Consider the following 26,435-nt stretch of genomic DNA (forward strand, 5'->3'; position numbering starts at 1 on the left):
CGGACGAGTCCGTCGATCCGGGCGGCCGTATGCGGCGAGCTCACTGCCGAACCCTCCCGGGGGCGGTTTGCCAGCGTGCCGTCAGTTCCCGGAGTAGCCCCGGTGGGCCATTCGAAACTCCGCTTTCCCGGCGAGACGCGAACGGCGCGGGGCGACGGCGTCAATCAGCCGGCGGAACCGGCGGTGCCCCCGGCAACTGTGTGGGCCCGCAGCGGTCGAGGGTGTCCTCCAGGGTGGCGCGGACATCGGGCGGCAGGTCGTCCCCGCTGTGTCCCCAGATGAGGATCATCTCCGCGACGCACCGCAGCTTGATGTTCGTGTGCTGCGAGACCTCCCGGAGCACGGCCCAGCCCTGGTCGGGTGTCACCCGGCCCAGGGCGACCAGCACACCGATGGCCTGGTCCACCACCGCATGGGAGGTGACGGCCTCCTTGAGCTGGCCGATCTCCTCCTCCAGCTCGACGATGCGATCCGGTTCGGCAGCGGTGGCATGCGGCTCGTCAGGACCTGAACGGGGCTTCGAAATCATCGTCCCCTCCGCGGGCGTCACGCCGTTCGGCGATGTCTGGCGTCCCTTCCATCCTCACCGTTGGGGCCGGTGTGGGCGAACCGGGCCCTGAGCGGACCTCGAACGGGCCTTGAGCGAGTCGTGAGTGGCCTTGACTGGGTTGTGAGTGGGTCTTGACAAGTGAGTCTATCTACACAACTTTGGAGGTCGAAGCCCACATGGGCGTGGGTGATGCGATGGCGGGGAGGTCCTTGGTCGTGGAGTGGACGGGTGCGAGGTATGCGGACGGGCCGACGGTCGAAGTGCCGGTCTGGATCGATGCTCCGCCGCAGCGGGTGTGGGAACTGGTCTCGGACATCGCGCTGATGCCGCGGACCAGCCCCGAGCTTCAGTCGGTGGAATGGCTCGACGGCCGCCGCGGGCCCGCCCTGGGCGCCCGCTTCGTGGGCCGCAGCAGCCACGAGGCACTGGGGGAGTGGGCGACCACCTCCCACGTCGTACGGTACGAGCCGCCACGGGTGTTCGCCTGGGCGGTGGAGGACCCCGAACTCCCCTCCTCGGTCTGGCGGTTCGAGCTGGAGGAGCGGGACGGCGGCACGCTGCTGCGGGAGTGGATGCAACTCGGCCCCGGCCGCTCCGGGCTCTCGTACGCCATCGACCGGATGCCGGACAAGGAGCAGAAGATCGTCTTCGTACGGATGCGGGAGTTCGAGACCAACATGGGTGCCACCCTCGATGTGATCAAGAAGCTCGCCGAGGGCGGCCGGGACGAGGTGGAGGCGTGATGCGTACGTCGACCACGATCGAGGCGTCCGGCGGCACCTGGCGGGAGACGGTGGACTACGTCACCGAGGCGGAGAAGCTGGGTCTCGACATCTGCTGGGTGGCCGAGGCATGGGGCTCCGAGGCGCCCTCGCCCCTGGGATACCTCGCCGCACGCACCCAACGCATGCTGCTCGGCTCCGGCATCATCCAGCTCGGCACGCGCACCCCCATGGCCATCGCCCGGGCGGCGATCACGCTGTCCAACATCTCCGAGGGACGTTTCCTCCTCGGGCTCGGCCCGTCCGGCCCGCAGGTGATCGAGGGGCTGCACGGCGTGCCGTTCGCGCGTCCGCTCGCCCGGATGCGGGAGACCGTCGAGATCCTGCGGTGCGCGGCGACCGGGGAGAAGGTCTCGTACGCCGGACGGGAGTTCACCCTTCCGCTGCCGGGCGGGGAGGCCCGGCCCATGCGGCTGTCCATGCGCGCCGAGCACGACATTCCCGTGTACCTCGCCACGCTCTCGCCGAAGATGCTGGAGCTGACCGGCCGGATCGCGGACGGCTGGCTGGGCACCAGCTTCGTGCCCGAGGGTGCCAAGGAGGCGTACTTCGACCATCTGGACAAGGGGCTCGCGGCAGCGGGGCGCACGCGTGCGGACCTCGACATCTGCCAGGGCGCGGAAGTCGCGTTCGCCGCGGACGAGGAAGCACTGCGGGTGATGATCGCGGGCCGGAAGAAGGAACTCGCCTTCAGCCTGGGCGGCATGGGCTCGGCCGGCACGAACTTCTACAACCAGGCCTACAGCCGCCAGGGCTGGGCCGCCATCGCGGCCGAGGTCGGCGAGCGCTGGCAGGCCGGCGACCGTGCCGCGGCGGCCGCCCTGATCACCGACGAGATGGTCCTCGCCACCACCCTGATCGGCACCGAGGACATGGTGCGCGAGCGGCTGCGCGTCTGGCGGAACGCCGGCGTCGACACCGTTCGCCTCTACCCGGCGGGCGACACCCTCGACGCGCGGCTCACCACACTCGGGCGCGCCCTGGACCTCGTACGAGCGACGGACTGAGGAGCGGCGTACGGGTGCGGGGTCGGGGAGCGGCGTACGCGTGAGGGACCGAGGGGCAGCCGCCGACGCGGCCGCCCCTCGGTCCGGTGGCGCTCCTACGCGGCCAGCGTCACCGACTCCACCGCCGGTGTCCGCAGCGTTCGCCGGGCGGTGGCCAGGCTCGTGCCCAGCGTCACCGCCGCGGCCACCGAGGCGATCGTGAGCCAGATCCCCAGGCCTTGGTGCGGCCACGGCGAATCCGTGCGCACGACGGTGAAGGGAACGATCCCGGCCAGCCCGGCGACGGATCCGAGGAGGACGCCGGTGACCGTCAGGATGACGCTCTCGACTCCGACCGTCCCCAGCACCTGTCCCGGGGTCGCCCCCGCCAGCCGCTGCTGCCCGAACTCCCGGCCGCGGTAGGTCGTCGCCGCGTACAGGGAGTTGATCAGCATGACGCAGGCGAAGACCACGATGATGCCGACGACCACGAGGTTCAGGGTCTCCAGGTTCTTCGCGTCGATCGACTTCGGGACGCCCGAGGCCTTGATCGCGTCGTTCTCGGCCGCCTGCATGCAGAGCGTCGCCGTCGCCACGGCGGTGAAGAGGACCAGCGGCATCAGCACGGCGGACGCCTCGGCGGTGCGCTCCCGCAGGGTGCGTACGGCGAGCCAGCCGCTCGCGCCGGCCGGCGAAAGCCGGTCGAGCAAGCCCTTCAGCAGCCGGGGCGAGAACAGCGCGAGCCCCACCGAGATCAGGATCGCCCCGTAAGCGGGCGGCGCCATCAGGGCGGCGTCCTTCGCCGAGAAGGCGAAGGTGGAGCAGACCGCCGCCCCGCCGGCCGCCAGGGCCGCGTAGGCGAAGAACTTCCGTGCCCCGGCCCGGGGTTCGCGCCGCCGTGTCGCCCGCCGCACCGCCAGGAACGCGGCGCCCGCGGCCGCGAGGACCGTGATGTCGATACCGGACATCAGGGCGACGGGGCCGAAGGAGTGGTCGACGGAGCCGGCGACCTGTCCGCTGTCCTGGAAGACGCTCAGCAGCGCCCGCCCGCCGAGCATCGCCGGACCGATCGCCAGCACCGCACCCACCAGGGCCACGACCACCGACTCACCCACCACCATCCGTTTGATCTGCGCCGGAGTCGCCCTCGAGCAGCGCAACAGGTCGATCTCGGCGCCGCGTTGGCGGACGTTGACCGTCAGCGTCGAGGCCACGGCGAAGAACACCAGCAGGGTGCCGTAGCCGCCGACGACGCTCGCCGAGGTGGTCAGCGACTCCGCGCTCACCGGGTCGACGCCCCGCTGCCCGGCGGTGTCGTACATCGAGTTGAACGTCATGATGATCGCCGCCCCGAGGAACGCGGACAGCAGCGTGGCGAGGAAGCGCCCGGGGCGCTGCCGGACGGAGCGCACGGCCAGAGCGAACACGGCTCACACCCCCGCCGTCACGTCGTCGCCCAGGTGCGCCAGACGCTCGGCGACCGCGTCGACCGTCGGGCCGTGCAGTTCGCCCGCGAGGCGCCCGTCCGCGAGGAAGACGACCGAGTCGGCGTACGAGGCCGCCACCGGGTCGTGCGTCACCATCACGACCGTCCGGCCGTGCACCCGCACCGCCTGCTGGAGCAGCCGCAGCACCTCGCGCGCGCTGCGGGTGTCCAGCGCGCCCGTCGGCTCGTCCGCGAAGATCACGCGGGGTTCGGTGACGAGCGCACGGGCGATCGCGACCCGCTGACGCTGGCCACCGGAGAGCTGGTCGGGCCGGTGGCCGAGGCGGTCGCCGAGCCCCACGGCCGTCAGCGTCTCCCGCGCCCGCTGCCGGTCGACGCGCCGGCCGGCGAGCTTCAGCGGCAGGATCGTGTTCTGCGCCACGGTCAGCGTCGGCAGCAGGTTGTACTGCTGGAAGACGAAGCCGACCCGGCCGCGCCGGAACCTCGTCAGCGCGGCCTCGCTGCCGCCCGTCAGCTCCGTGCCGTCCACCCTCACGATGCCGCTGTCGGGACGGTCGAGTCCGGCCGCGCACTGCAACAGCGTCGACTTCCCGGAACCCGACGGCCCCATCACCGCGGTGAACGTGCCGCGGGCCAGGCTGAGGGACACCCCGTCGAGGGCGGTCACGGCACTGTCGTCACTGCCGTAGGTCCTGGTGACCTTGACCAGGCGCAGCGCCTCCGCGCTCGGGGCGGACCCCGTGTCCTTGCGGCGAAACATCGTCATCACTCTCCGTCCGGCACGCCCTGTGCCCTGCCCAAGACGCTACGGAGAGCGCGGCCCCGCCACATGGGGCGCAGAACCCGTATTGCCGGGTGTACCCAGCGACACCCCGTACGGGTCACCAGAACGAGCCGACCCCCGCGCCCGCCCGGTGCAATGGACGGGTGACCGCGCCCCCGGACGACTGCCTCGCGCGCAACGAGTGGATCTGCGGGGAGTACCTGAGCAGCCGCCGCCAGATCCTCCTCGACGCGGTGGTGCAGCACCTCCAGCTGACCGCGGTCTCGGTGCTCGTCGGCCTCGTCATCGCCCTGCCGCTGGCCGTGCTGGCGCGCCGCTGGGGCTGGGCCGCCGGGCCGGTCCTCGCCGTGACCACGATCCTCTACACGATCCCGTCCCTCGCGATGTTCTCGCTGCTCCTGCCCGTGTACGGGCTCTCGGCCGCCCTGGTCGTCGCGGGGCTCGTCCTCTACTCGCTCACCCTGCTCGTACGGAACATCCTCGCCGGTCTGCGCGCCGTTCCCGAGGAGACCCGGCAGGCCGCGCGCGGCATGGGGTACGGGCCCGTCCGGCTCCTTCTGACCGTAGAGCTGCCCCTCGCCCTGCCCGCCGCCATGGCCGGGCTCCGGATCGCGACGGTCTCGGCCGTCTCCCTGGTGACCGTCGGCGCGATCGTCGGCTTCGGCGGGCTCGGCAACCTCATCTACGCGGGCATGAACACGTACTTCAAGGCCCAGGTGCTGACCGCGTCCGTGCTGTGCGTGGTCATCGCCGTGGCGGCCGATCTGCTGCTGCTCGGTGTGCAGTGGCTGATCACGCCCTGGACGAGAGCGCAGCGCGGATGAACACCCTGACCGGCGCGTGGGACTGGCTCACCGACCCGGCGAACTGGGCGGGCGCCGACGGCATCTGGCACCGGCTCGTCCAGCACCTCGTCCTGACCGTCGTCTGCCTGGTCATCAGCTGTCTGATCGCCCTGCCGGTCGCCCTCGTCCTCGGCCACCTCGGCAAGGGCGGTGCGCTCGCCGTCAACATCTCCAACGTCGGCCGTGCGGTGCCCACCTTCGCCGTGCTGGTGCTGCTGCTCCTCACACCGCTCGGCAAGTGGGGGGAGGGGCCGACGGTGGTCGCCCTGGTCCTGTTCGCCGTGCCGCCGCTGCTCACCAACGCGTACGTCGGGATGCGGGAGGTCGACCGCAGTGTGGTGCGGGCCGCCCGCGGCATGGGCATGACCGGGCGACAGATGCTGTTCCGCGTGGAACTCCCCCTTTCCCTGCCCCTTGTCATGAACGGGGTGCGGATCGCCGCCGTACAGCTCGTCGCGACCGCCACCATCGCCGCGCTGGCGGGCGGCGGCGGGCTCGGCCGGATCATCACCGCGGGATTCAATCTGGCGAGCACGCCGCAGGTGGTGGCCGGAGCCGTACTCGTCGCCGTGTTCGCGCTGATCGTCGAGGGCGTCTTCGAGGCCGCCGAGCGGCTGGCACCGTACTGGGCGCGAGGCCCGCGGTGACGTGGCGCCCGGCGCTGGCGGGCCTGCTCCTGCTCACGGGGTGCACCACCGGCCCGTCCCTGGAGAACCGCGACGAGGTCACCGCGCCGCCCGGCGACAGCAGACACCTCACCATCGGCTCGGCCGGATTCACCGAGAGCGACCTGCTGGCCCAGATGTACGCGCTGCTGCTGGAGCGGGCCGGATACAAGACCTCGATGCTGACCGTCGCCAACCGTGAACTCTACGAACCCGCACTGGAATCGGGGCAGATCGATGTCGTCCCGGAGTACGCGGCCACCTTCGCGGACTGGCTCAACGCCAAGACCCACGGTACCGACGCCCCGGCCGTGGGCTCACCCGATCAGAACGCCACGATGAGCGCCCTGCGCAAGCTCGCCGCGCCCCGCGGGCTGACCGTTCTCGACGCGGGCAGGGCGGTCGACCAGAACGCCTTCGCGGTGACGAAGGCGTACGCCCGGCAGCATCACCTCAAGACACTGAGCGACCTCGGCGGGTCCGGGCTGAAGGTGCGGCTCGCGGCGGGCGACGAGTGTGTGCAACGCCCGTACTGCGAACCGGGGTTGAAGAAGACGTACGGCATCGACATCACCGCCGTCGACCCGAAGGGCGTCGGCACCACGCAGGCGAAGCGGGCGGTCCAGAGCGGGCAGGACCAGATGGTGCTGACCACCACGACGGACGCGACCCTGGACGAGTTCGGGCTCGTCCTGCTCGCCGACGACCGGCATCTCCAGAACGCCGACAGCATCGTGCCCGTGGTCAACCGTGCGCAGGCAGGCAGCGAGCGGGTCACCGGGGCGCTCGACCGGCTCAACGACGTGCTCACGACCGGTGACCTGGCCGCCATGAACCAGCAGGTGGACAGCTGGCGGCGGCTGCCGAAGGACGTGGCCCGGTCCTACCTGACGGAGAAGGGCCTGCTGAAGTGACGGGCCGGTGCTGCGGGGCAGACGGGAGTTTGGCGACAGGCCCTAGGCATCCGCGACCGAGTCGAACGACACCTGCCCGCGCGGCACACCCAGCGCGTCCGCGTCCACCGAACGGCGCAGCGCCTCATGGAGCTTGGCCGGGGTCAGCACGCCCAGGAAACGTGCCCCGTCCAGGACGGCGACCCAGCCCGCGTCGTGCTGGAGCATCACACCGAAGGCCTCCTTCAGGGGGGCGCCCACCGGCACCCAGGAGTTCATCCGGTGGGCGAGATCGCGCACGGCGCCGCCGGCGCCGAGCTCGTCGACGCCGACCCAGCCGTGCAGGTCGCCCCCGGCGTCCAGGACGACCGCCCAGCGGGCGCCCTCCGCGTTCAGCCGGGCAGCCGTCCGCTCGGCGGCCTCGTCGAGGCGGGCGATCGGCGGCTGTTCGAGATCGTCCGCCTCGATCTCGGTCACCGACAGCCGCTTCAACCCGCGGTCGGCGCCCACGAACTCGGCGACGTACGGCGTGGCGGGCGTTCCGAGGACCGCCCCCGGCGTGTCGAACTGCTCGATGCGCCCCTGCCCGTACACCGCGATCCGGTCGCCGAGCCGCACCGCCTCCTCGATGTCGTGCGTCACCAGCAGCACCGTCTTGCGCACCGCCTCCTGCATTCGCAGGAACTCGTCCTGCAACTGCTCCCGCACCACCGGATCGACCGCGCCGAACGGCTCGTCCATCAGCAGCACCGGCGGGTCGGCGGCCAGCGCCCGCGCCACCCCGACACGCTGACGCTGACCGCCCGACAACTGGTCCGGATAGCGGGCGCCGTACGTCTTCGGGTCGAGGCCCACCAGGCCGAGCAGCTCGGCCGCGCGCGCCCGCGCCTTCGGCTTCTTCCAGCCGATCAGCGAGGGCACGGTCGCCGTGTTGTCGAGGATCGTCCGGTGCGGGAACAGACCCACCTGCTGGATCACGTAGCCGATCCGCCGCCTCAGCCGCACGGGGTCGACCGCCGCGATGTCCTCGCCGTTCACGAAGATCCGCCCCGAGGTCGGTTCGATCAGCCGGTTCACCATCATCATGGTGGTCGTCTTGCCGCAGCCCGACGGACCCACGAGCGTGACGAGTTCACCCTCGGCGACCTCGAAGGACAGGCCGTCCACGGCTGTGGTGCCGTCCGGATAGCGCTTGGTGACCTGTTCGAACCGGATCATGACCTCACGCTAACCGCGCCGGTCGCACGCCGCTACGCCGTGACCGCCCCGGGCCGGCCGCTCACCAGCACCACCTCCAGGATGCGCGGACCGTGCACTCCCTCGACCCGGTCGAGCTCGATGTCACTGGTCGCCGACGGACCGGAGATCCAGGTCAGCGGGCGCGTCGGGTCGAGGCGCAAAAGGGCCTGGGGCACCGAGGAGACCACCTGGTCCGGCACGCGTACGACACAGATGTGGTGGTCCGGCACCAGAGTGACGCGGCGGCGGCCCTGCTCCGGGCCGCCGTCCAGCACGAGGGTGCCCGTCTCGGCGATCGCCACCGTGCACGCCGTGACCACGCTGTCGACCCGGTCCAGCTCGTGCGCGGTGCTGTCGGCCCGGTCGGGGACGCGCGGGACCCCGGTCGCCGCCAGCCATTCCCCGTCCAGACCGGGCGGCACGAGCACCGACGTCGAGCCGCGGTCCGCGAGCAGCCCGGCGATCACCGCCGGCAGTCCGTCGGCCGTGCAGCGGTGCACGATCGCCCGGTAGTCCGCCAGGTTCTCGGCCAGCAGGTCGACCGTCTCCGCGACGCTCCGGGCACCGTGCTCGCGCAGATAGCTCCGGTCGACCGCCTGCTCGTACGGCGTGTCGTCCGATACGTCGGCGAGCGCGCGCCGCACCCGGCCGAGGATCACGTCCCTGCTGCTCACTTCGCGTCCTTTCCACCGTGCGTACGCTGCCACCAGTCGCGGAACGGCTCCGCGGGCACCTCCGGCAGGTCCCGGCTCGCGCTCCACGCCTTGCCCGGGCCGGGCAAGGTACGGGGATGGAAGCGGCGCGTCCGGGACGCGAGCCGTTGCCCGGCGCGCAGGGCGCCCGGGTGGCTGAAGGCCCAGCGCGCCCCGCGCATCGCGGCCCGCTCGGCGGCGTGCCCCTTCGCCGGCTTCAGTACGACCTTGGCGCCCTCCCGCGTCACGGGGCCGCCCTCCACGATCCGCTCGCGCAGATGCACCAGCACCTCGGGGATGTCGATGGCGACCGGGCACACCTCGTAGCAGGCGCCGCACAGCGAGGACGCGTACGGCAGTGACGCGTCGATCTCGCTCGCGGTGCCCCGGAGCTGAGGGCTGAGGATGGCGCCGATCGGACCCGGGTAGACCGATCCGTAGGCATGGCCGCCCGCCCGCTCGTACACCGGGCAGACGTTGAGACATGCCGAGCAGCGGATGCAGCGCAGCGCCTGGCGGCCGACCTCGTCGGCGAGCGTGTCGGTGCGGCCGTTGTCGAGGAGGACCAGGTGGAAGGTTCGCGGGCCGTCCCCGTCCGTGGTGCCCGTCCAGGTCGAGGTGTACGGGTTCATGCGCTCGGCCGTCGAGGAGCGGGGGAGCGTCTGGAGGAACACCTCCAGGTCCTGCCAGGTCGGCACGATCTTCTCGATGCCGACGACCGAGATCAGCGTCTCGGGGAGGGTGAGGCACATCCGGCCGTTGCCCTCCGACTCCACGACCACCAGTGTGCCGGTCTCGGCGACCATGAAGTTGGCACCGGAGACGCCGACCTTGGCGCGCAGGAACTTCTCGCGCAGGTGGAGGCGGGCGGCGTCGGCGAGCTCGGCGGGCGTGTCGGTGAGGCCTTCGGGCGCCGGACGTCCCCACGCGCCCATCTCGGAGCGGAAGATGTCGCGGATCTCGCCGCGGTTGCGGTGGATGGCGGGGACGAGGATGTGCGAGGGGCGGTCCTTGCCCAACTGCACGATGAGTTCGGCGAGGTCGGTCTCGTAGGCGCGGATCCCCTCGGCTTCGAGCGCTTCGTTGAGGGCGATCTCCTGGGTGGCCATGGACTTGACCTTGACGACCTCGGTCTCGCCGGTTTCCTTGACCAGCCGGGTGACGATCCGGTTGGCCTCGTCGGCGTCGGCCGCCCAGTGCACCGTGCCCCCGGCCGCCGTGACCGACTCCTCCAACTGCACCAGATACCGGTCGAGATGACGGAGCGTGTGATCCTTGATCTGCTTGCCGGCCTCGCGCAGCGCGGCCCAGTCCGAGACTTCCGCGACCGCTTTGGCACGCTTGGCGCGGATCGTATGGGTCGCGTGGCGCAGATTGCCGCGCAGGGTCCGGTTGTTCACCGCGTCATGGGCCGCCTCAGGGAAGGCCGGCATCCCGACGAACGTCCCGCTCATGCGCTCGGCTCCTCTTCCGTGCTCGCCAGGATCTCCGCGATGTGCACCGGCCGCATTGCGGTGCTCAGCCGGGCCATCGTGCCGCCGATGTGCATCAGACACGAGTTGTCGGCGGCGCACAGCACCTCGGCGCCCGTCGACTCGGCGCTGCGTACCTTGTCGGTGCCCATCGCCGCGGACACGTCGGGGTTCTTGACGGCGAAGGTGCCGCCGAAGCCGCAGCACTCGTCGGCGCCGGGCAGCTCCCGCAGCTCCAGCCCCTTGACCGCCTGGAGCAGTCGGCGCGGCCGGTCGCCAAGCCCCAGGCTGCGCAGACCGTGGCAGGTCGGGTGGTACGTCACCGTGTGCGGGTAGTACGCGCCGACGTCCGTGACACCCAGCACGTCCACCAGGAACTCGGTCAGCTCGTACGTCTTCGGCACGACCGGCGCCAAGGTCTTCGCCAGTGTGTCCCCGCGGCCCTCGGCGCGTGCCCGCTCACCCATCCGCGGATACAGCTCCCGCACCATCGCGCCGCAGGACCCGGACGGCGTGACGATTGCCTCGTACTCCCCGAATACATCGGAGAAATGCCGTGCCAGCGGCTCCGCCTGATGCCGGTAGCCGGTGTTGTAGTGGGCCTGTCCGCAGCAGGTCTGGTCCATCGGGAAGTCGACGTCGACACCCAGCCTGGTCAGCAACTTCAGCACGGCGCGGCCCGTGTCCGGATACAGCGTGTCGTTGACACAGGTCAGGAACAGGGCGACACGCATCGCGGCTCCTTGTGCTCGGTCATCGGATGAGTGCAGCGTACGCGGCGCGAAAGCCGGAGGGGAGACCCGTTCACCTGCCGGTGAGCCGCGCCTCGGCCGCCTGCCACCGCGCGGGGTCGCCGCGCGGCTCGTACCGCGCCAGGGGCTGGGTGCGGGCGACGAGTTCGCGCATGGCCGCACGGTCGCCGACCAGGCCGCCCGCCCGGGCCTGGACGAGGACGTTGCCCAGCGCGGCCGCCTCCGCCGGACCGGCCACGACCGGGAGCCCGCAGGCGTCGGCGGTGAGCTGGCACAGCAGTGCGTTGCGGGTGCCGCCGCCGACGATGTGGACGACGTCGACCGGGTGGTCGGCCAGGGACTGCGCCTCGGCGACGGCCCTGCGGTGGGCGAGCGCGAGCGAGTCGAGGATGCAGCGGGTGATGCCCGCGGGGGAGTCGGGCACGGGCTGGTCCGAGGCGCGGCAGGCGTCGGCGATGCGCTGCGGCATCCGGCCGGGGGCCAGGAAGGCGGCGTCCCCCGCGTCCACGACCGACCGCAGGGGCGGCTGCTCGGCAGCGGCGGACAACAACTGCGGCAGGTCCGGGTCCCCCCACTCCCGTACGCACTCCTGGAGCAGCCACAGCCCCATGATGTTCCGCAGATACCGGACCGTGTCGTCGAGGCCCAGCTCGTTGGTGAAGTTGGCCAGCCGGCTCGCCTCGGTGAGGACGGGTGCGTCCAGCTCCAGGCCCGCCAGGGACCAGGTGCCGGTGCAGATGTACGCGAAGCGTTCGCGCACGGCGGGCACCGCCGCCACCGCCGACGCCGTGTCGTGCGAACCGACCGTCGTCACCGGGACCGGCCCGGTCAGCCCGGTCTCCGCCAGCACCTCGGGCCGCAGCACGCCCGCCGGGTCACCGGGCCGGCGCAGCGGCGCGAACAGCCCGAGGTCGATGCCGAGCCGCCGGGCGATGTCGTACGACCAGTCGCGCGTCCGCGGGTCGATCAACTGGGTCGTCGAGGCATTGGTGAGCTCCGTGCCCGCCTCGCCCGTCAGCCAGTACGTCAGGAGATCCGGGACGAGCAACAGACGCTCGGCGTGCGCCAGTTGGGCCGAGGAGCGGGCTGCCGTCAGCTGGTAGAGCGTGTTGAAGGGCGCGTACTGGAGTCCGGTCGCCGCATACAGCTCGGCGGCGGGCACATTGGCCCACACCTGCTCCGCGATCCCCTCGGTGCGCGCGTCCCGGTAGTGCACCGGGTTGCCGAGCAGCGCGCCGTCGGCGTCCAGCAGGCCGTGGTCGACGGCCCAGCTGTCGATGCCGACCGAGTCGACCCGGCCCGCGGCCCGCAGCCCGTCGAGGACGCCCGCGTACAGCGCGAGGATGTCCCAGCGCAGCCCTTCGGGCACGCGGACGGGCCGGTTCGGGAAGCGGTGCGCCTCGGTGAGATCCAGTGAGCCGGGGCCCACGCGGCCGACCATGACGCGTCCGCTGGACGCGCCGAGGTCGACCGCGGCGTACGTGTGCACAGCGGTCACCGCAGGAACGCGGCGGCGACGCCGGCGTCGACCGGGACGTGCAGGCCGGTGGTGTGGGTGAGGTCCCCGCCGGTCAGGGCGAAGACGGCGTTCGCCACGTGCTCCGGCAGTACCTCCCGCTTGAGGATGGTCCGCTGGGCGTAGAACTCGCCGAGCTTCTCCTCCTCGATCCCGTAGGTCGCCGCCCGCTGGGCACCCCAGCCGCCCGCGAAGATGCCGGAGCCGCGGACGACCCCGTCCGGGTTGACGCCGTTGACGCGGATTCCGTGCTCGCCCAACTCGGCGGCCAGCAGCCGTACTTGGTGGGCCTGGTCGGCCTTGGTCGCGGAGTAGGCGATGTTGTCGGGGCCGGCGAAGACGGCGTTCTTGGAGGCGATGTAGACGATGTCGCCGCCCAGCTTCTGCTGTGTCATCACCCGGGCCGCCTCGCGCGAGACGAGGAAGGAGCCGCGGGCCATGATGTCGTGCTGGAGGTCCCAGTCCTTCGCGGTGGTCTCCAGGAGGGGCTTGGAGATGGAGATGCCCGCGTTGTTGACGACGAGATCGACTCCGCCGAAGGCCAGCACCGCCGCCTTGAACGCCTCGGCGATCTGCTCCTCGGAGGTCACGTCGACGGTGACGGCCACGGCCTTGTCGGGACCGCCCAGCGCGGAGGCGACGTCGGCCGCGTTCTCCGCGTTGAGGTCCGCGACCACCACGCACGCGCCCTCGGCCACCAGCCGCTCGGCGATCGCCTTGCCGATCCCGCTCCCCGCCCCCGTCACCAGCGCCACCCGGGTCGCCAGCGGCTTGGGCTTCGGCAGCCGCTGGAGCTTGGCCTCCTCGAGGGCCCAGTACTCGATGCGGAACTTCTCCGACTCCTCGATCGGCGCGTACGTCGAGACGGCCTCGGCGCCGCGCATCACGTTGATCGCGTTGACGTAGAACTCGCCGGCCACGCGCGCGGTCTGCTTGTCCTTGCCGAAGCTGAACATGCCGACGCCGGGGACGAGCACGATCGCCGGGTCGGCGCCGCGCATCGCGGGGGAGTCGGGCAGGGCGTGCCGCTGGTAGTAGGCGGCGTACTCCGCCCGGTACTCGGCGTGCAGTTCCGTCAGGCGCGCGACCGCGGTGTCCAGGTCGGCGGTGGGCGGCAGATCGAGGACCAGCGGCCTGACCTTCGTACGGAGGAAGTGGTCCGGGCAGGACGTGCCGAGGGCCGCCAGGCGCGGGTGTCCGGCGCTCGCGAGGAAGTCCAGGACGACCTCGGAGTCGGTGAAGTGACCGACCTGGGGCCGGTCCTGGGCGGCGACGGCACGGACGTACGGCGCCAGCGCCGCCGCCCGCTCCCGGCGCTCGGGGGCGCCGAGCGCCGCGTACCCCTCGATCACCGGCCCGAAGGGCTCGGCCTTCCCCCGCTCGGCCAGGAAGGCCTCGGCGGTGCGGATGATGTGCAGCGAGTTGCGCTCGCACTCCTCGGCCGTGGCGCCCCACGCCGTGATGCCGTGGCCGCCCAGGACGCACCCGATCGTCTGCGGGTTGGCCTCCTTGACGGCCGCGATGTCCAGGCCGAGCTGGAAACCGGGCCGGCGCCAGGGCACCCACGCCACGCTGTCGCCGAAGCACTCGGCGGTCAGCTTCTCGCCGTCGGCGGCGCAGGCCAGCGCGATACCGGAGTCGGGGTGCAGATGATCGACGTGGGCCGCGTCCACCAGTCCGTGCATCGCCGTGTCGATGGACGGCGCCGCACCGCCCTTGCCGTGCAGGCAGTAGTCGAACGCGGCCACCATCTCGTCCTCGCGCTCGACACCCGGGTAGACGCCCTTCAGCGCGTGCAGCCGGTCGAGCCGCAGCACCGCGAGACCGGCCTCGGTCAGCGTGCCGAGGTCGCCACCCGACCCCTTGACCCACATCAACTCGACGTCGCCACCGGTCACGGGGTCGGTGGCGGTGCCCTTCGCGGAGGCGTTGCCGCCGGCGTAGTTGGTGTTGCGAGGATCGGCGCCGAGCCGGTGGGACCGGGCGAGGAGAGCGGCGGCTTCGGGGTGGGGTGCCATGGTGTGATCAGTCCTTCGGGAAGAGATGTACATGTACTGAGGCGCCCTGAGGGGGCCCGGGGCGGTGTCCGAAGCGCGGCTTTGCCGCGTGGGCGCGGCCGGCCGCAGTGGCCCGCGGCCCGCCACCGGCCTCACCCGGTGGACGCGGCGCTGCGATCACGCTCCCCAGCCCGCCTGCTGACCACCCACCCGCTCCTCGGCGATCTTCGACGCCCACCCGGACCGCCGGTACGCGGCGACCGGGTCCGGGTCGAGCCCCGTCTCCTCGCGCAGCTCGGCGAGCAGCGGCCGTACATCGGTGTTGTACGCGTCCATGAGGACCGCGTTCGCCTCCAGCACGTCCCCGGACCGCTGCGCCGACCGCAGCGCCTCACGATCCACGAGCAGCGCCTTCGCCGTCGCCTCCTGGACGTTCATCACCGAGCGGATGATCGCCGGGATCTTCGCCTCGATGTTGTGGCACTGGTCGAGCATGAAGGCCACGTCGGACGTGAGGCCGCCGCCGCGGATCACCTCGTACATGATCCGGAACAGCTGGAAGGGGTCGGCGGCGCCCACCATCAGGTCGTCGTCGGCGTAGAAGCGGGAGTTGAAGTCGAAGCCGCCGAGCTTCCCCTCGCGCAGCAGTGTGGCCACGATGAACTCGATGTTGGTGCCGGGTGCGTGATGCCCGGTGTCGACCACGACCTGCGCCCTGTCACCGAGCTTGAGGCAGTGCGCGTACGCCGTGCCCCAGTCCGGCACGTCCGTCGTGTAGAAGGCGGGCTCGAAGAACTTGTACTCGAGCAGCATCCGCTGGTCGTCACCGAGCCGCTCGTACACCGTGGCCAGCCCTTCGGTGAGGCGGTCCTGGCGCTCACGGACATCGTCCTGGCCGGGATAGTTGGTGCCGTCCGCGAACCACAGCTTCAGGTCCTTCGAACCGGTCGCGTCCATGATGTCGACGCACTCGAGCAAGTGATCAAGGGCTTTGCGGCGCACGGCCGCCTCGGGGTGGCAGATGCTGCCGAGCTTGTACGCGTCGTCCTGGAAGGTGTTGGAGTTGATCGTCCCCAGCTTCAGCCCGCGCTCCTCGGCGTACTCGGCGAGCTTCGCGTAGTCCTCGACCCGGTCCCAGGGGATGTGCAGTGCCACGGTCGGCGCGGCACCCGTGTACGCGTGCACCTGCGCGGCGTCGTCGAGCTTCTCCTGGGGCGTGCGGGGGACTCCCGGCTGCGCGAACACCTTGAAGCGGGTCCCCGAGTTCCCGTACGCCCATGACGGCGTCTCTACGGCCTGGGTCTTGAGGGCGGCCTTCACCGCGGCGAGCTCGGTCACGTCAAGGCTCCTGTGACTTCGGGGGTGGAAGACTTACGTATGAAACGATTCAGGAGGCGAAGTTATGAGTCGCCCGAGGGGCTGTCAAGCCCTCGGGAATGAGTCATTTCCCGTGACTCTTTGGTGACCTCCGAGTATCGAAAAATTTCGACCCGTACCCATTGACGCGACCTGGATGGCTTGTCTAACGTCCCGGCAATCCAGTTGAAACCTTTCACGACGCGGTGAGGGCAGTCCCGCCGGCGTCGTCGAGGAGCCCCCATGACCCACCCGTCCGACACGGGTCCGGCCCCCGTGCTGGCGCTCGAGGACATCTCCAAGTCCTTCGGCGCCGTGCGCGCCCTGCGGGACGTCTCCCTCGAGCTGTTCCCCGGCGAGGTGCACGCGCTCGCCGGTGAGAACGGCGCGGGGAAGTCGACCCTCATCAAGACGCTCGCCGGGGTGCACCGACCGGACGCCGGCCAGGTGCTGCTCGACGGCCGGCCGACCGTCTTCCACGGTCCCGCCGACGCCCGGGACGCGGGCATCGCCGTGATCTACCAGGAACCGACGCTCTTCCCCGACCTGTCGATCGCCGAGAACATCTACATGGGCCGCCGGCCCCGCCGCTCCTTCGGCCGTATCGATCACAAGGCCACCCGGGCCGCGACCGCCGCGCTGATGCGGCGCCTCGGCGTCGAACTCGACCCCGAACGCCCCGCGCGCGGACTGTCCATCGCCGATCAGCAGATCGTCGAGATCGCCAAGGCGCTCTCCTTCGACGCCCGGGTCCTGATCATGGACGAGCCGACCGCGGCCCTGACCGGCAGCGAGGTGGCGCGTCTGTTCGGTGTCGTCCGCACGCTGCGCGAGCAGGGCGCGGCGGTGCTGTTCATCTCGCACCGCCTGGAGGAGATCTTCCAGATCTGCCAACGGGTCACCACCCTGCGCGACGGTGCCCTGATCTCCAGCGAACCGCTGGACGGCATGACGGAGGACGACCTCGTACGGCGGATGGTCGGCCGCGACCTCGACGAGCTGTACCCCAAGCAGGAGGTGCGGGCGGGCGAGGTGGCGATGAGCGTGCGCCGCCTCACCAGGGAGGGCGTCTTCACCGACGTCTCCTTCGACGTCCGGCGCGGCGAGATCGTCGGCCTGGCCGGGCTCGTCGGCGCGGGACGCACGGAGGTGGCACGGGCCGTCTTCGGCATCGACCGCTGGGACGCGGGCGAGGTCGAGGTCGAGGGACGCAGGCTGACGAACGGAGCCCCGTCCACGGCCATGGCCGCCGGGCTCGCCCTCGTCCCCGAGGACCGGCGCGCCCAGGGGCTGGTGATGAACATGTCCATCGAGCGGAACATCGGGCTCACCGGACTGCGGACTACCGTCCGGGCCGGGCTCGTGGACCGGGGCGCCGAGCGCAGCCGCTCCCTCGACTGGGCCGCCAAGCTCCAGGTCAAGTACGCGCGCATCGCCGACGCCGTCTCCACGCTGTCCGGCGGCAACCAGCAGAAGGTGGTCCTCGCCAAGTGGCTCGCCACCGGTCCCAGGGTGCTGATCGTCGACGAGCCGACCCGCGGTATCGACGTCGGTACGAAGGCCGAGGTGCACCGGCTGCTCTCCGCACTGGCCGCGGACGGAGTGGCCGTCCTGATGATCTCCTCCGATCTGCCCGAGATCCTCGGCATGGCCGATCGCGTGCTCGTGATGCACGAGGGCCGCGTCACCGCCGAGATCCCGCGCTCCGAAGCCACCGAGGAATCCGTGATGGCCGCGGCCACCGGGAGGGCCGCCGCATGACCGCCATCGAGCGGGCTGCCCCTACGACGCCGACAGCCGCCTGGAGGGCCGCCGCATGACGGTGACCGCGCCCAATCCCGCCCCCGCCGCCGAGGTGCCCGAGTCCAGTGGCACGCGGCTGGTCGACCGTGTCTTCAAGATGCGCGAACTCGCCATCCTGGCCGTCTTCCTGGTGATGATCGCCCTCACTCAGGCGGGCAACAGCGAGTTCCTGTCCGAACAGGGCATCAAGGACCTGTTGCTGAACGCGACCATCCTGGTGCTGGTCGCCACCGGCCAGTCGCTGGTCGTGATCACCCGGAACGTCGACCTGTCGGTCGGCTCCACGCTCGGCATCAGCGCCTTCGCGGCCGGTACGTATCTCCAGGGCGGCGGAAACCCCGTCGTCGCCATCGTGCTGGCCGTCCTGCTCGGCGTCGGCTTCGGCCTGCTCAACGGACTCCTCGTCAGCCTCGGCCAGGTGCCCGCACTCGTCGTCACCCTCGGCACCCTCTACATCATCCGGGGCATCGACTCCATCTGGGTCGGCTCACGCCAGATCACGGCGGCCGACCTCCCCGGCGGCTTCGTGGACTTCGGCTCCGGCGGCATCTCGGCCGTGCCCTGGCTCGCGCTCATCGCCCTGGCCGTGCTGATCGCGACCGCCTACTACCTCAAGCACTTCGGCAGCGGACGCGAGCTGTACGCGCTCGGCTCCAACCCCGAGGCCGCCCGCCTCGCCGGCATGCCCGTCCGCAAGCGGATCCTGGCCGCGTACACCTTCTGCGGAGGCCTCGCCGGGCTCGCGGGCGCGCTGTACCTGGCCCGGTTCGGGAACGTCGACTCCGGTACGGGCAACGGCTACGAACTCACCGTCGTCAGCGCGGTCGTCGTCGGCGGCATCGTCTTCACCGGCGGGTCCGGCAGCGTCTACGGGGCCGCTCTCGGCGCGCTGCTGCTCACCTCCGTCAACAGCGTGCTGCCGGCCCTCGGCGTCAGCTCCGTGTGGGTGCTCGCCATCAACGGCATCCTGCTCATCCTCGCCATCGCGGTCGACCGGATCGTCGCCCTGCGCGTGGCGGCCGCCCTGAAGAAGAGGAACGCCCGTCATGGCTGACTCCAACTGGACGCGGGCCATCCGCTGGGACACGGTCGTCGGCGCGCTCCTCGTGGTCGTACTGCTGCTGTCCTTCGGCTTCGTCGACGGCTTCGGCAACGGCCTCAACCTGTCGTTCCTCATCGGCAACACCCTGCCGATCGCGCTGATCGCCCTGCCGATGACCCTGCTCGTCGTGGCGGGTGAGATCGACCTGTCGGTCGCGTCGACGGCCGGGCTCTCCGGTTCCGTGCTGGGCGCGCTGTGGAACCAGGGCATGGCGATCGAGACGATCATCCCGCTCTGCCTCCTCCTCGGAGTCGTCTGCGGGCTGGTCAACGGCCTGCTGGTGACCCGGCTCGGGCTGCCCTCCCTCGCCGTCACCATCGGCACGCTCGCCGCCTACCGGGGCATCGCGCAGATCGTGCTCGGCTCGGACGCGGTGACCGACTTCCCCACCCAGTACCTGGACTTCGCGGCCGGACGCATCGGCGACACCTTCCTCCCGTACGCCTTCCTGCCCTTCCTCGTGCTGCTGGCCATCGCGGTGGTCGCACTGCACGCCACCCCGTTCGGGCGGTCGCTGTTCGCGATCGGCGCGAGCGAGGAGGCCGCCCGGTTCGCGGGCCTGCGGGTCAAGCGCCAGAAGCTGATCCTGTTCACCCTGACCGGCCTGATGGCCTCGCTCACCGGCGTCCTCTGGGCCCTGCACTACGCCAGCGCCCGCTACGACAACGCCACCGGGCTCGAACTCTCCGTCGTGGCGGCCGTGTTGCTCGGCGGCATCGACTTCGACGGCGGCAAGGGCACGCTCGGCGGCGCGATCGCGGGAGTCTTCCTGCTCGGCGCGCTCCAGAACGTGATGAGCCTCGTCAATGTCTCCGCGCAGTCGCAGATCGTCGTCACCGGCGTCCTGCTCGTCGTCTCCGTGCTCGGCCCGCGGGTCGCACGGCAGATCTCCGTCGCGAGGGCGGGGCGCAGAGCCCCCTCAACTCCGACCCCGACTCCGTAACCAGGCACCCTCGTAAAGGACCCCCGCCATGCGCAAGTCATCCCTCCGCCGCACCTGTGCGGCCCTCGCCGCCGTCACCTCCCTCGCCCTCGCCGCCACCGCCTGCGGCGGCACCACCAAGGACGACGTGAAGGACGACAGCGGCTCCGCCGCCACGGCCGGCAAGGCCGACCCGAACGCCGCCACCAAGAAGGGCCTGACGGTCGGCTTCCTGCCCAAGGCGGTCAACAACCCCTACTTCACCTCCGCCGACAAGGGCGGCGAGAAGGCCCTCGAGGAGCTGGGCTCCAGCTACAAGGAGGTCGGCCCGAGCAGCGCCACGGACACCTCCGGGCAGGTCAGTTACGTCAACACGCTCACCCAGCAGCAGGTGGACGCGATGGCCGTCTCCGCGCAGGACCCGGGCGCCCTGTGCACCGCGCTCAAGCAGGCCATGAAGAACGGCATCGAGGTCGTCACCTACGACTCCGACACCAAGACCGGCTGCCGCAACGCCTTCGTCTCCCAGGCGAGCGCCGAGGACCTGGGCCGCACCGAGGTGCAGCTGCTCGCCGAGCAGATCGGCTACAAGGGCGAGATCGCGATCCTGTCCGCCGCGCAGACCGCGACGAACCAGAACACCTGGATCGGCTTCATGAAGGACGAGCTGAAGGACCCCAAGTACAAGAACGTGAAGCTGGTGAAGGTCGCGTACGGCAACGACGACGCCCAGCAGTCCTTCCAGCAGACCCAGGGCCTGCTCCAGGAGCACCCCAAGCTGGCCGGGATCATCTCCCCGACCACCGTCGGCATCAAGGCCGCCGCCCAGTACCTGTCCGGCTCCAAGTACAAGGGCAAGGTCAAGCTGACCGGTCTCGGCACCCCGAACGACATGCGCAAGTACGTCAAGAACGGCACCGTCGAGGGCTTCGAGCTGTGGGACCCGGCCAAGCTCGGCGAGCTCGCCGCGCGCACGGCCGTCGCGCTGTCGTCGGGCCAGATCAGCGGCAAGGAGGGCGAGACCTTCAAGGCCGGGGACATGGGCTCGTACACCATCGGCAAGGACGGCGTGATCAGCCTGGGCAAGCCTACCGTGTTCGACGCGAAGAACGTCGACCAGTTCAACTTCTAGCCGCGGAAGGGCTTTTGATGCAGCGCGTGTGCTTTCTGCTGAAGGTCCGGGCGGACCGCCTCGACGAGTACCGCGAGCGGCACGCCGCCGTGTGGCCCGAGATGCTGGACGCGCTCTCGGCCACCGGCTGGCGCAACTACTCGCTCTTCCTGCGCGAAGACGGCCTGCTGGTCGGCTACGTGGAGACCGAGGACTTCGCGGCCGCCCGGGCCGGTATGGAAGCCACCGGTGTCAATGCGCGCTGGCAGGCGGAGATGGCGCCGTTCTTCGAGTCGCTGGACGGCGCCGGGCCCGACGAAGCGATGAAACCCCTGACCGAAGTCTTCCACCTCGCCTGACCCTGGAGCCATGGACATGAGACGACGCACCCTGTTGGCAACGGCGCTGCTGGGTGCCGTGGCCGCCCCGGGCACCGCCCGGGCGGCCGATCCCGGCCCCTCGGTCACCCTGACCGGCAGCACCCTGCTCGACGCCCGGGCCGTGTACTTCGTGTCGTACGACGGGCTGGTCAACAACAACGCGTTCCAGAAGAACGGCCTGCTGACGTACAAGGGCCACCAGTACGCGGCCTGGTACACCGCCGACCGCAGCGCGGTCGTCGCCCGCCGGACGCTCGGCGCGTCGAACTGGTCGACGCTCACCCTCGCGCACCGGCTCAAGAGCGACGACTCCCACAACGTCATCTCCATGGGCGTGTCGAAGACGGACGGGCGTCTGCACCTGAACATGGACTCGCACAGCGACGGCTTCTTCTACGTGAAGTCGGCGGCCGGACTGCTCGACAATGCCCCCGCGTGGACGTCCGCCGCCTTCGGCTCCGTAGGGACCACACTCGACGGACTCGCCCTCACCTCGCAGTTCACCTACCCACAGTTCATCGCCACGCCCGAGGGCAGGCTCCAGCTCAGCTACCGCGCGGGGATCTCCGGGAACGGCCGCAACGCGCTGGCCGAGTACGACGGTTCGTCCTGGACCGCGCTCGGCGAGTGGTCCGGCTCGACCGGCACGTACACCAGCGAGCACGGCTCCAGCACGGCCCGGAACATGTATCTGCACGGCATCGACTACGACACGAACGGCAGGCTGCACTCCTTCTTCACCTGGCGCGAGCAGTCCGCCTCCGTGATGTGCGACAGCGGTGGCATCACCAACCACGACACGGGCTATGTGTACTCGACCGACCGCGGCCGGACCTGGCGCAACGACGCGGGGACGCTCGTCGGCACCACCGGCGGCTCCGACCGGGTCGCCGTCACCGACACCGGACTCGTGATCGACCCGCTCAACCCCGACCACTCCCTCATGAACCAGGAGAGCCAGGCCACCGACTCCACCGGCCTGCCGCACGCGATCATCAGCTACGTCCCCGGGCGCTTCGGCCAGTGCACGACGAACTACGTCACCGACCGGACCGCGAACGGCCGTGCCTTCCACCTCCGCAAGAACGCCTCCGGCGGCTGGACCAAGACCGAGATCCCGATCGCCCTCAACTCCAGCCAGCGCACCAAGCTGGCCCTCGACCGGTACGACAACGCCTACGCGATCATGCCGTTCGGCCGGATCGCCGCCGCCTCCAAGTCCTCCGGGTACACGGACTGGAAGCTCCTGTACGACGGCGGCGGCCTGAACGCCTTCGGCGAGGTGGTGATCGACGAGACGCGGGCCGGCCAGGACGGCGTGCTGTCGGTCATGTACCAGGAGAAGTCCAGCGGTACGACGCCCTCGGCGCTCCATGTCCTCGACTTCGGGCTGCCCGCGTGAGGGGGGCCGGCGCGGCCGGGCGCGCATGTAATGTGAGGGCTTGCCTGCCGTTTCCCGTTTTCGTGGAGGTCTCCGCCTGATGGCCCAGTCGGTGGGTATCAAGGACGTGGCCCGCGCCGCGGGGGTTTCCGTGGGGACGGTCTCGAACGTCATCAACCGCCCGGATTCGGTCGCCTCCGAGACCCGGGCCCGGGTGCTGTCCGCGATCGACCGGCTCGGCTACGTCCGCAGCGAGTCCGCGCGCCAGCTGCGCGCCGGGCGCAGCCGGATCATGGGCCTGCTCGTCCTCGACATGGGCAACCCCTTCTTCGTGGACGTCGCGCGCGGCGCCGAGCGGGCCGCGCGCAAGGCCGGGCTCGGCGTGATGGTCTGCAACAGCGCGCAGAGCGCCGGCGAGGAGTCCGACTACCTGTCGCTCTTCGCCGAGCAGCGGGTGCGCGGGGTGCTGCTGACGCCCGCCGACGCGACGGGCCGCAACATCCAGGCGTTCCGGCGCCACGGCATCCCGTTCGTCCTGGTCGACCGGGTCGCCGAGGGCACCACCGAGTGTTCGGTCTCCGTGGACGACGTGGCGGGCGGAGCGCTCGCCGTACGGCACCTCGTCGACGCCGGGCACCGCTCCATCGCGTATGTGAGCGGGCCGCCGGGCCTGAACCAGGTCAGCGACCGCCGGACGGGCGCGCTCAACGCGCTGGCCGAGGCCGGGCTGGGGCCGGACTGTCTGCGCGAGCTGCCCACCGAACGCCTGGACGTGGCAGCCGGCCGCGACGCCGGCGCCCGCATCCTCGGCCTCGCCGACCGCCCGACCGCCGTGTTCTGCGCCAACGACCTGCTCGCGCTCGGCGTGCTCCAGGCCATGTACGCGGCCGGGGTCGGCGTCCCCGACGACCTCGCGATCGTCGGCTACGACGACATCGAGTTCGCGGCCGCCGCGGCCGTCCCGCTCACCTCCGTGCGCCAGCCCGCCGTGACCATGGGCGCGCTCGCGGCGGAACTCCTCCTGGAGGAGACGGAAGCCGAGACGGCGCCGACCCCGCACGAGCACAGGCGGGTCGTCCTCCAGCCGGAGCTGGTGGTGCGGCGCTCCAGCCTGTCGGCGCGCTGAGCGGCCGTTCAGTTGCCGTACTGAGCGCCCGGTCAGTACGGATTTCTTGATCCCCGGGCTCGGCCGCCTGCGGAACCTGTGTTCAACTGGGACGCAGCCTGGAATCCGTACGTCTCGGGAGCCCTGTTGACCGTCACCTATCGCCAGCCCGGTGTCGTCCTCACCGACCACCACTTCACCGTGCCCCTCGACCACGACGACCCGGCGGGGGAGTCCATCGAGCTGTTCGCCCGCGAGGTCGTCGCGAGCGACAAGGCGCACCAGGACGGACTGCCCTGGCTGGTCTACCTCCAGGGCGGCCCCGGCTTCGGCGCCAACCGCTTCGTCGGCACGCAGGCCTGGCTCGGGCGCGCCGTCAAGGAGTTCCGGGTCCTGCTCCTCGACCAGCGCGGCACGGGGCACTCCACACCGGCGAACCGTCAGACGCTCCCCCTGCGCGGCGGCCCCCGGGAACAGGCCGACTACCTCACGCACTTCCGCGCCGACTCCATCGTCCGCGACTGCGAGGCCATCCGCCCCCGGCTCACCGGCGGCGCCCCCTGGACCGTACTCGGCCAGAGCTTCGGCGGCTTCTGCACGGTGCACTACCTGTCGACGGCGCCCGAAGGACTGCGCGCCGCCCTCATCACCGGCGGACTCCCCTCCCTCGACGCCCACGCGGACGACGTCTACCGGGCCGCGTACCCGCGCATCGAACGCAAGGTCGCCGCGCACTACGCCCGCTACCCGCAGGACGTCGAGCGGGCCCGGCAGATCGCCGAGTACGTGCTCCGGCACGAGCCGGTCCTGAACGGCGGCTACCGGCTCACCGTCGAGGCCTTCCAGTCGCTCGGCATCCTCCTCGGCGGCGGCGAGGGCAGCCACCGCCTGCACTACCTCCTGGAGAACGCCTTCGTCCGCACCCCGCAGGGTCCGGCCCTCTCCGATGCCTTCCAGGAGGACGTCCAGAGCCTCCTCTCCTACGCGGGCCACCCGCTGTACGCACTCGTCCACGAGGCGTGCTACGCCCAGGACGACCGCCCCACCGCCTGGTCCGCCGAGCGCGTGCGCGCCGAGTTCCCCCGGTTCGACGCCGGCAAGACGCTCACCGAGGACGGGCCGCTGCTGTTCACCGGTGAGTCCGTGCACCCCTGGATGTTCGACGCCGACCCCGCCCTGCGTCCGCTGCGCGAGACCGCCGAGGAACTGGCCTCCCGCACGGACTGGCAGCCGCTGTACGACCCCGCCCGCCTCGCGGCCAACGAGGTGCCGGTCGCCGCGGCCGTCTACCACGACGACATGTACGTCGACACCGAGCACTCCCTGCGCACGGCCCGCGCGATCCGGGGCCTGCGCACCTGGGTGACCGACGAGTTCGAGCACGACGGGGTGCGCGCGGGCGGTCCGCGCGTCCTGGACCGGCTGCTCGCCCTGACGCGCGACGAGGTCTGAGGCCCGGGGCCGGTGCGGTCGCGGCAGACCGGCCGCGACCTCCGGACTCTTCAGCGCGGGGAGCGGATCGTGATTTGATCATCACGGCCCTGAACCGCCGACCGGAACGCGGCAGGGCTCCGCGGACGAGTGGGGGAGCGATGGGCGACGGGGGAACGATGAGCGAGAGCGATCTGCTGGCGGGCCGGTTCGAGGAACACCGCAGGCACTTGAGGGCCGTGGCCTACCGGATGCTGGGCTCGCTCAGCGAGGCCGACGACGCGGTGCAGGAGACCTGGCTCAAGCTCAGCCACGCCGATGTGAGCGAGGTCAGGAACCTCGCCGGCTGGCTCACCACCGTCGTCAGCCGGGTCTGTCTCAACATGCTGCGCTCGCGTGCCTCGCGCCGCGAGGAGCCCATGGACACCTTCGTGCCCGACCCCGTGGTCAGCTCCCTGGAGCGCATCGATCCCGAACAGGAGGTGCTCCTCGCGGACTCCGTCGGGCTGGCCCTGCTCGTGGTCCTGGAGACGCTGGAGCCCGCCGAGCGGCTCGCGTTCGTGCTGCACGACATGTTCGCGGTGCCCTTCGACGACATCGCGCCGATCGTGGACCGCAGTTCGGCCGCGACCCGTCAGCTCGCCAGCCGCGCCCGCCGCCGGGTCCAGGGCTCCGCCCCGGCGCCCGATCCCGACCTCGGCCGGCAGAAGCAGGTGCTCGACGCCTTCCTCGCGGCCTCGCGCGGCGGTGACTTCGAGGCGTTGCTGTCCGTCCTCGACCCGGACGTGGTCCTGCGCGCCGACGCGGGGGCCCTCGCCGGGGGTGTCGCGGTGTCCAAGCTCGTCCGGGGCGCGGCGGCGGTGGCCGAGCAGGCGCTCATGTTCCGGCAGCTGGCGCAGTTCTCGCGGCTGGTGCTGGTCAACGGCGCGGTGGGCGTCGTCACCGTGCTCGACGGGCAGCCGATGGGCGTCATGGGCGTCACCGTCGCGGACGGCAGGATCGTCGACATCTGCATCCTGTCCGACCCCGACCGACTGGCCCGCCTCGACCTCCCGGCCGGCTAGGGCCTGGCCGGCCGATCACGGGGGAGGGAAGCAGCGGCGCCCCTGGGCGGTGCGGGTGCCGGTACCGGTGGGCGGGGCCATGGGGGGTCTCCCTGCTTGAGTGAAGCCGAGAGCTTGGGGGAGTGCGTGGCCCCCCGGGGGGTCTCCGCCGTAGTCGGCC

24 protein-coding genes are annotated in these 26,435 nt (G+C 71.2%); 14 read left to right on the forward strand and 10 right to left on the reverse strand.

The annotated features are described in order from the left end of the window. Positions 1-160 precede the first annotated feature (160 nt). Positions 161-529, reverse strand: a complete 369-nt coding sequence (locus SAVERM_RS37990; protein WP_042494044.1) for an ANTAR domain-containing protein — start codon at positions 527-529, stop codon at positions 161-163. Between the two features lie 236 nt (positions 530-765). Here SAVERM_RS37990 and SAVERM_RS37995 point away from each other — a divergent pair, with 236 nt between their 5' ends. After that, the gene (locus SAVERM_RS37995) at positions 766-1,293 is read left to right on the forward strand and encodes an SRPBCC family protein (protein ID WP_037650924.1); all 528 of its coding nucleotides are present in this window, start codon (positions 766-768) and stop codon (positions 1,291-1,293) included. Then, positions 1,293-2,339, forward strand: coding sequence for an LLM class flavin-dependent oxidoreductase (locus SAVERM_RS38000; protein ID WP_037650923.1), 1,047 nt, complete (start codon positions 1,293-1,295; stop codon positions 2,337-2,339). The genes SAVERM_RS37995 and SAVERM_RS38000 overlap by 1 nt, the downstream gene beginning before the upstream one ends. 95 nt (positions 2,340-2,434) lie before the next feature. Here the strand turns inward: SAVERM_RS38000 and SAVERM_RS38005 are convergent, their stop codons facing one another. Continuing rightward, the gene (locus tag SAVERM_RS38005) at positions 2,435-3,745 is read right to left on the reverse strand and encodes an FtsX-like permease family protein (protein WP_010988799.1); all 1,311 of its coding nucleotides are present in this window, start codon (positions 3,743-3,745) and stop codon (positions 2,435-2,437) included. A gap of 3 nt (positions 3,746-3,748) precedes the next feature. Then, positions 3,749-4,531, reverse strand: coding sequence for an ABC transporter ATP-binding protein (locus SAVERM_RS38010; protein ID WP_037650921.1), 783 nt, complete (start codon positions 4,529-4,531; stop codon positions 3,749-3,751). A 161-nt stretch (positions 4,532-4,692) separates the two neighbouring features. Here SAVERM_RS38010 and SAVERM_RS38015 point away from each other — a divergent pair, with 161 nt between their 5' ends. Genes SAVERM_RS38015 through SAVERM_RS38025 form a run of 3 tightly spaced genes read left to right on the forward strand, consistent with a single transcriptional unit; the run spans position 4,693 to position 6,973 of the window. Further along, on the forward strand, positions 4,693-5,373 hold the full coding sequence (locus SAVERM_RS38015) for an ABC transporter permease (RefSeq protein ID WP_037650919.1): 681 nt from the start codon (positions 4,693-4,695) through the stop codon (positions 5,371-5,373). Beyond that, on the forward strand, positions 5,370-6,041 hold the full coding sequence (locus SAVERM_RS38020) for an ABC transporter permease (RefSeq protein WP_010988802.1): 672 nt from the start codon (positions 5,370-5,372) through the stop codon (positions 6,039-6,041). The genes SAVERM_RS38015 and SAVERM_RS38020 overlap by 4 nt, the downstream gene beginning before the upstream one ends. Next, a complete protein-coding gene (locus tag SAVERM_RS38025) occupies positions 6,038-6,973 on the forward strand; it encodes an ABC transporter substrate-binding protein (RefSeq protein WP_010988803.1) in 936 nt (311 codons plus the stop codon). Before SAVERM_RS38020 ends, SAVERM_RS38025 begins: the two co-directional genes overlap by 4 nt. Positions 6,974-7,015: 42 nt before the next feature. Here SAVERM_RS38025 and SAVERM_RS38030 read toward each other — a convergent pair whose 3' ends face one another. From SAVERM_RS38030 to rhaI, 7 genes are all read right to left on the reverse strand, one after another. After that, positions 7,016-8,170: an ABC transporter ATP-binding protein gene (locus SAVERM_RS38030; RefSeq protein ID WP_010988804.1), complete on the reverse strand. Its 1,155-nt coding sequence runs from the start codon at positions 8,168-8,170 to the stop codon at positions 7,016-7,018. Between the two features lie 32 nt (positions 8,171-8,202). Continuing rightward, complete coding sequence (locus SAVERM_RS38035) at positions 8,203-8,865, reverse strand: LutC/YkgG family protein (RefSeq protein WP_037650917.1); 663 nt, start codon at positions 8,863-8,865, stop codon at positions 8,203-8,205. Then, positions 8,862-10,337 carry a LutB/LldF family L-lactate oxidation iron-sulfur protein gene (locus SAVERM_RS38040; protein ID WP_010988806.1) on the reverse strand — a complete coding sequence of 492 codons (1,476 nt, stop codon included), beginning with the start codon at positions 10,335-10,337 and terminating at the stop codon, positions 8,862-8,864. Before SAVERM_RS38040 ends, SAVERM_RS38035 begins: the two co-directional genes overlap by 4 nt. Next, positions 10,334-11,089 (reverse strand): (Fe-S)-binding protein, encoded by a 756-nt coding sequence (locus SAVERM_RS38045; protein ID WP_010988807.1) that lies wholly within the window; start codon positions 11,087-11,089, stop codon positions 10,334-10,336. Before SAVERM_RS38045 ends, SAVERM_RS38040 begins: the two co-directional genes overlap by 4 nt. A gap of 70 nt (positions 11,090-11,159) precedes the next feature. Then, positions 11,160-12,596, reverse strand: a complete 1,437-nt coding sequence (locus tag SAVERM_RS38050) for a rhamnulokinase (protein ID WP_037650915.1) — start codon at positions 12,594-12,596, stop codon at positions 11,160-11,162. A 5-nt stretch (positions 12,597-12,601) separates the two neighbouring features. After that, the gene (locus tag SAVERM_RS38055) at positions 12,602-14,641 is read right to left on the reverse strand and encodes a bifunctional rhamnulose-1-phosphate aldolase/short-chain dehydrogenase (protein WP_010988809.1); all 2,040 of its coding nucleotides are present in this window, start codon (positions 14,639-14,641) and stop codon (positions 12,602-12,604) included. 156 nt (positions 14,642-14,797) lie between these two features. Beyond that, the gene (gene rhaI / locus SAVERM_RS38060; protein ID WP_010988810.1) at positions 14,798-15,958 is read right to left on the reverse strand and encodes an L-rhamnose isomerase; all 1,161 of its coding nucleotides are present in this window, start codon (positions 15,956-15,958) and stop codon (positions 14,798-14,800) included. Between the two features lie 261 nt (positions 15,959-16,219). On the opposite strand from rhaI, the gene SAVERM_RS38065 reads away from it, so the two are divergent. The 9 genes from SAVERM_RS38065 (at position 16,220) to sigJ (ending at position 26,275) form a co-directional block, all read left to right on the forward strand. After that, the gene (locus tag SAVERM_RS38065; RefSeq protein ID WP_010988811.1) at positions 16,220-17,737 is read left to right on the forward strand and encodes a sugar ABC transporter ATP-binding protein; all 1,518 of its coding nucleotides are present in this window, start codon (positions 16,220-16,222) and stop codon (positions 17,735-17,737) included. 55 nt (positions 17,738-17,792) lie between these two features. Further along, positions 17,793-18,833: an ABC transporter permease gene (locus SAVERM_RS38070; protein ID WP_010988812.1), complete on the forward strand. Its 1,041-nt coding sequence runs from the start codon at positions 17,793-17,795 to the stop codon at positions 18,831-18,833. Further along, entirely contained in the window at positions 18,826-19,824 is a 999-nt protein-coding gene (locus SAVERM_RS38075; RefSeq protein WP_010988813.1) for an ABC transporter permease, read from the forward strand. The genes SAVERM_RS38070 and SAVERM_RS38075 overlap by 8 nt, the downstream gene beginning before the upstream one ends. A gap of 28 nt (positions 19,825-19,852) precedes the next feature. Continuing rightward, a complete protein-coding gene (gene rhaS / locus SAVERM_RS38080; protein ID WP_010988814.1) occupies positions 19,853-20,935 on the forward strand; it encodes a rhamnose ABC transporter substrate-binding protein in 1,083 nt (360 codons plus the stop codon). 17 nt (positions 20,936-20,952) lie between these two features. Next, positions 20,953-21,273 carry an L-rhamnose mutarotase gene (locus SAVERM_RS38085; RefSeq protein WP_037650913.1) on the forward strand — a complete coding sequence of 107 codons (321 nt, stop codon included), beginning with the start codon at positions 20,953-20,955 and terminating at the stop codon, positions 21,271-21,273. Positions 21,274-21,289: 16 nt separating this feature from the next. Beyond that, positions 21,290-22,696: a BNR repeat-containing protein gene (locus tag SAVERM_RS38090; RefSeq protein ID WP_037650965.1), complete on the forward strand. Its 1,407-nt coding sequence runs from the start codon at positions 21,290-21,292 to the stop codon at positions 22,694-22,696. 79 nt (positions 22,697-22,775) lie between these two features. Next, the gene (locus SAVERM_RS38095) at positions 22,776-23,801 is read left to right on the forward strand and encodes a LacI family DNA-binding transcriptional regulator (protein WP_010988817.1); all 1,026 of its coding nucleotides are present in this window, start codon (positions 22,776-22,778) and stop codon (positions 23,799-23,801) included. A gap of 126 nt (positions 23,802-23,927) precedes the next feature. After that, positions 23,928-25,232 carry an alpha/beta fold hydrolase gene (locus SAVERM_RS38100; protein WP_037650963.1) on the forward strand — a complete coding sequence of 435 codons (1,305 nt, stop codon included), beginning with the start codon at positions 23,928-23,930 and terminating at the stop codon, positions 25,230-25,232. Between the two features lie 158 nt (positions 25,233-25,390). Next, positions 25,391-26,275, forward strand: coding sequence for an RNA polymerase sigma factor SigJ (sigJ, locus tag SAVERM_RS38105; protein ID WP_037650961.1), 885 nt, complete (start codon positions 25,391-25,393; stop codon positions 26,273-26,275). Positions 26,276-26,435 lie beyond the last annotated feature (160 nt).

It is taken from the genome of Streptomyces avermitilis MA-4680 = NBRC 14893, from assembly GCF_000009765.2.
In the GTDB taxonomy this organism is placed as follows: Bacteria; Actinomycetota; Actinomycetes; order Streptomycetales; family Streptomycetaceae; genus Streptomyces; species Streptomyces avermitilis.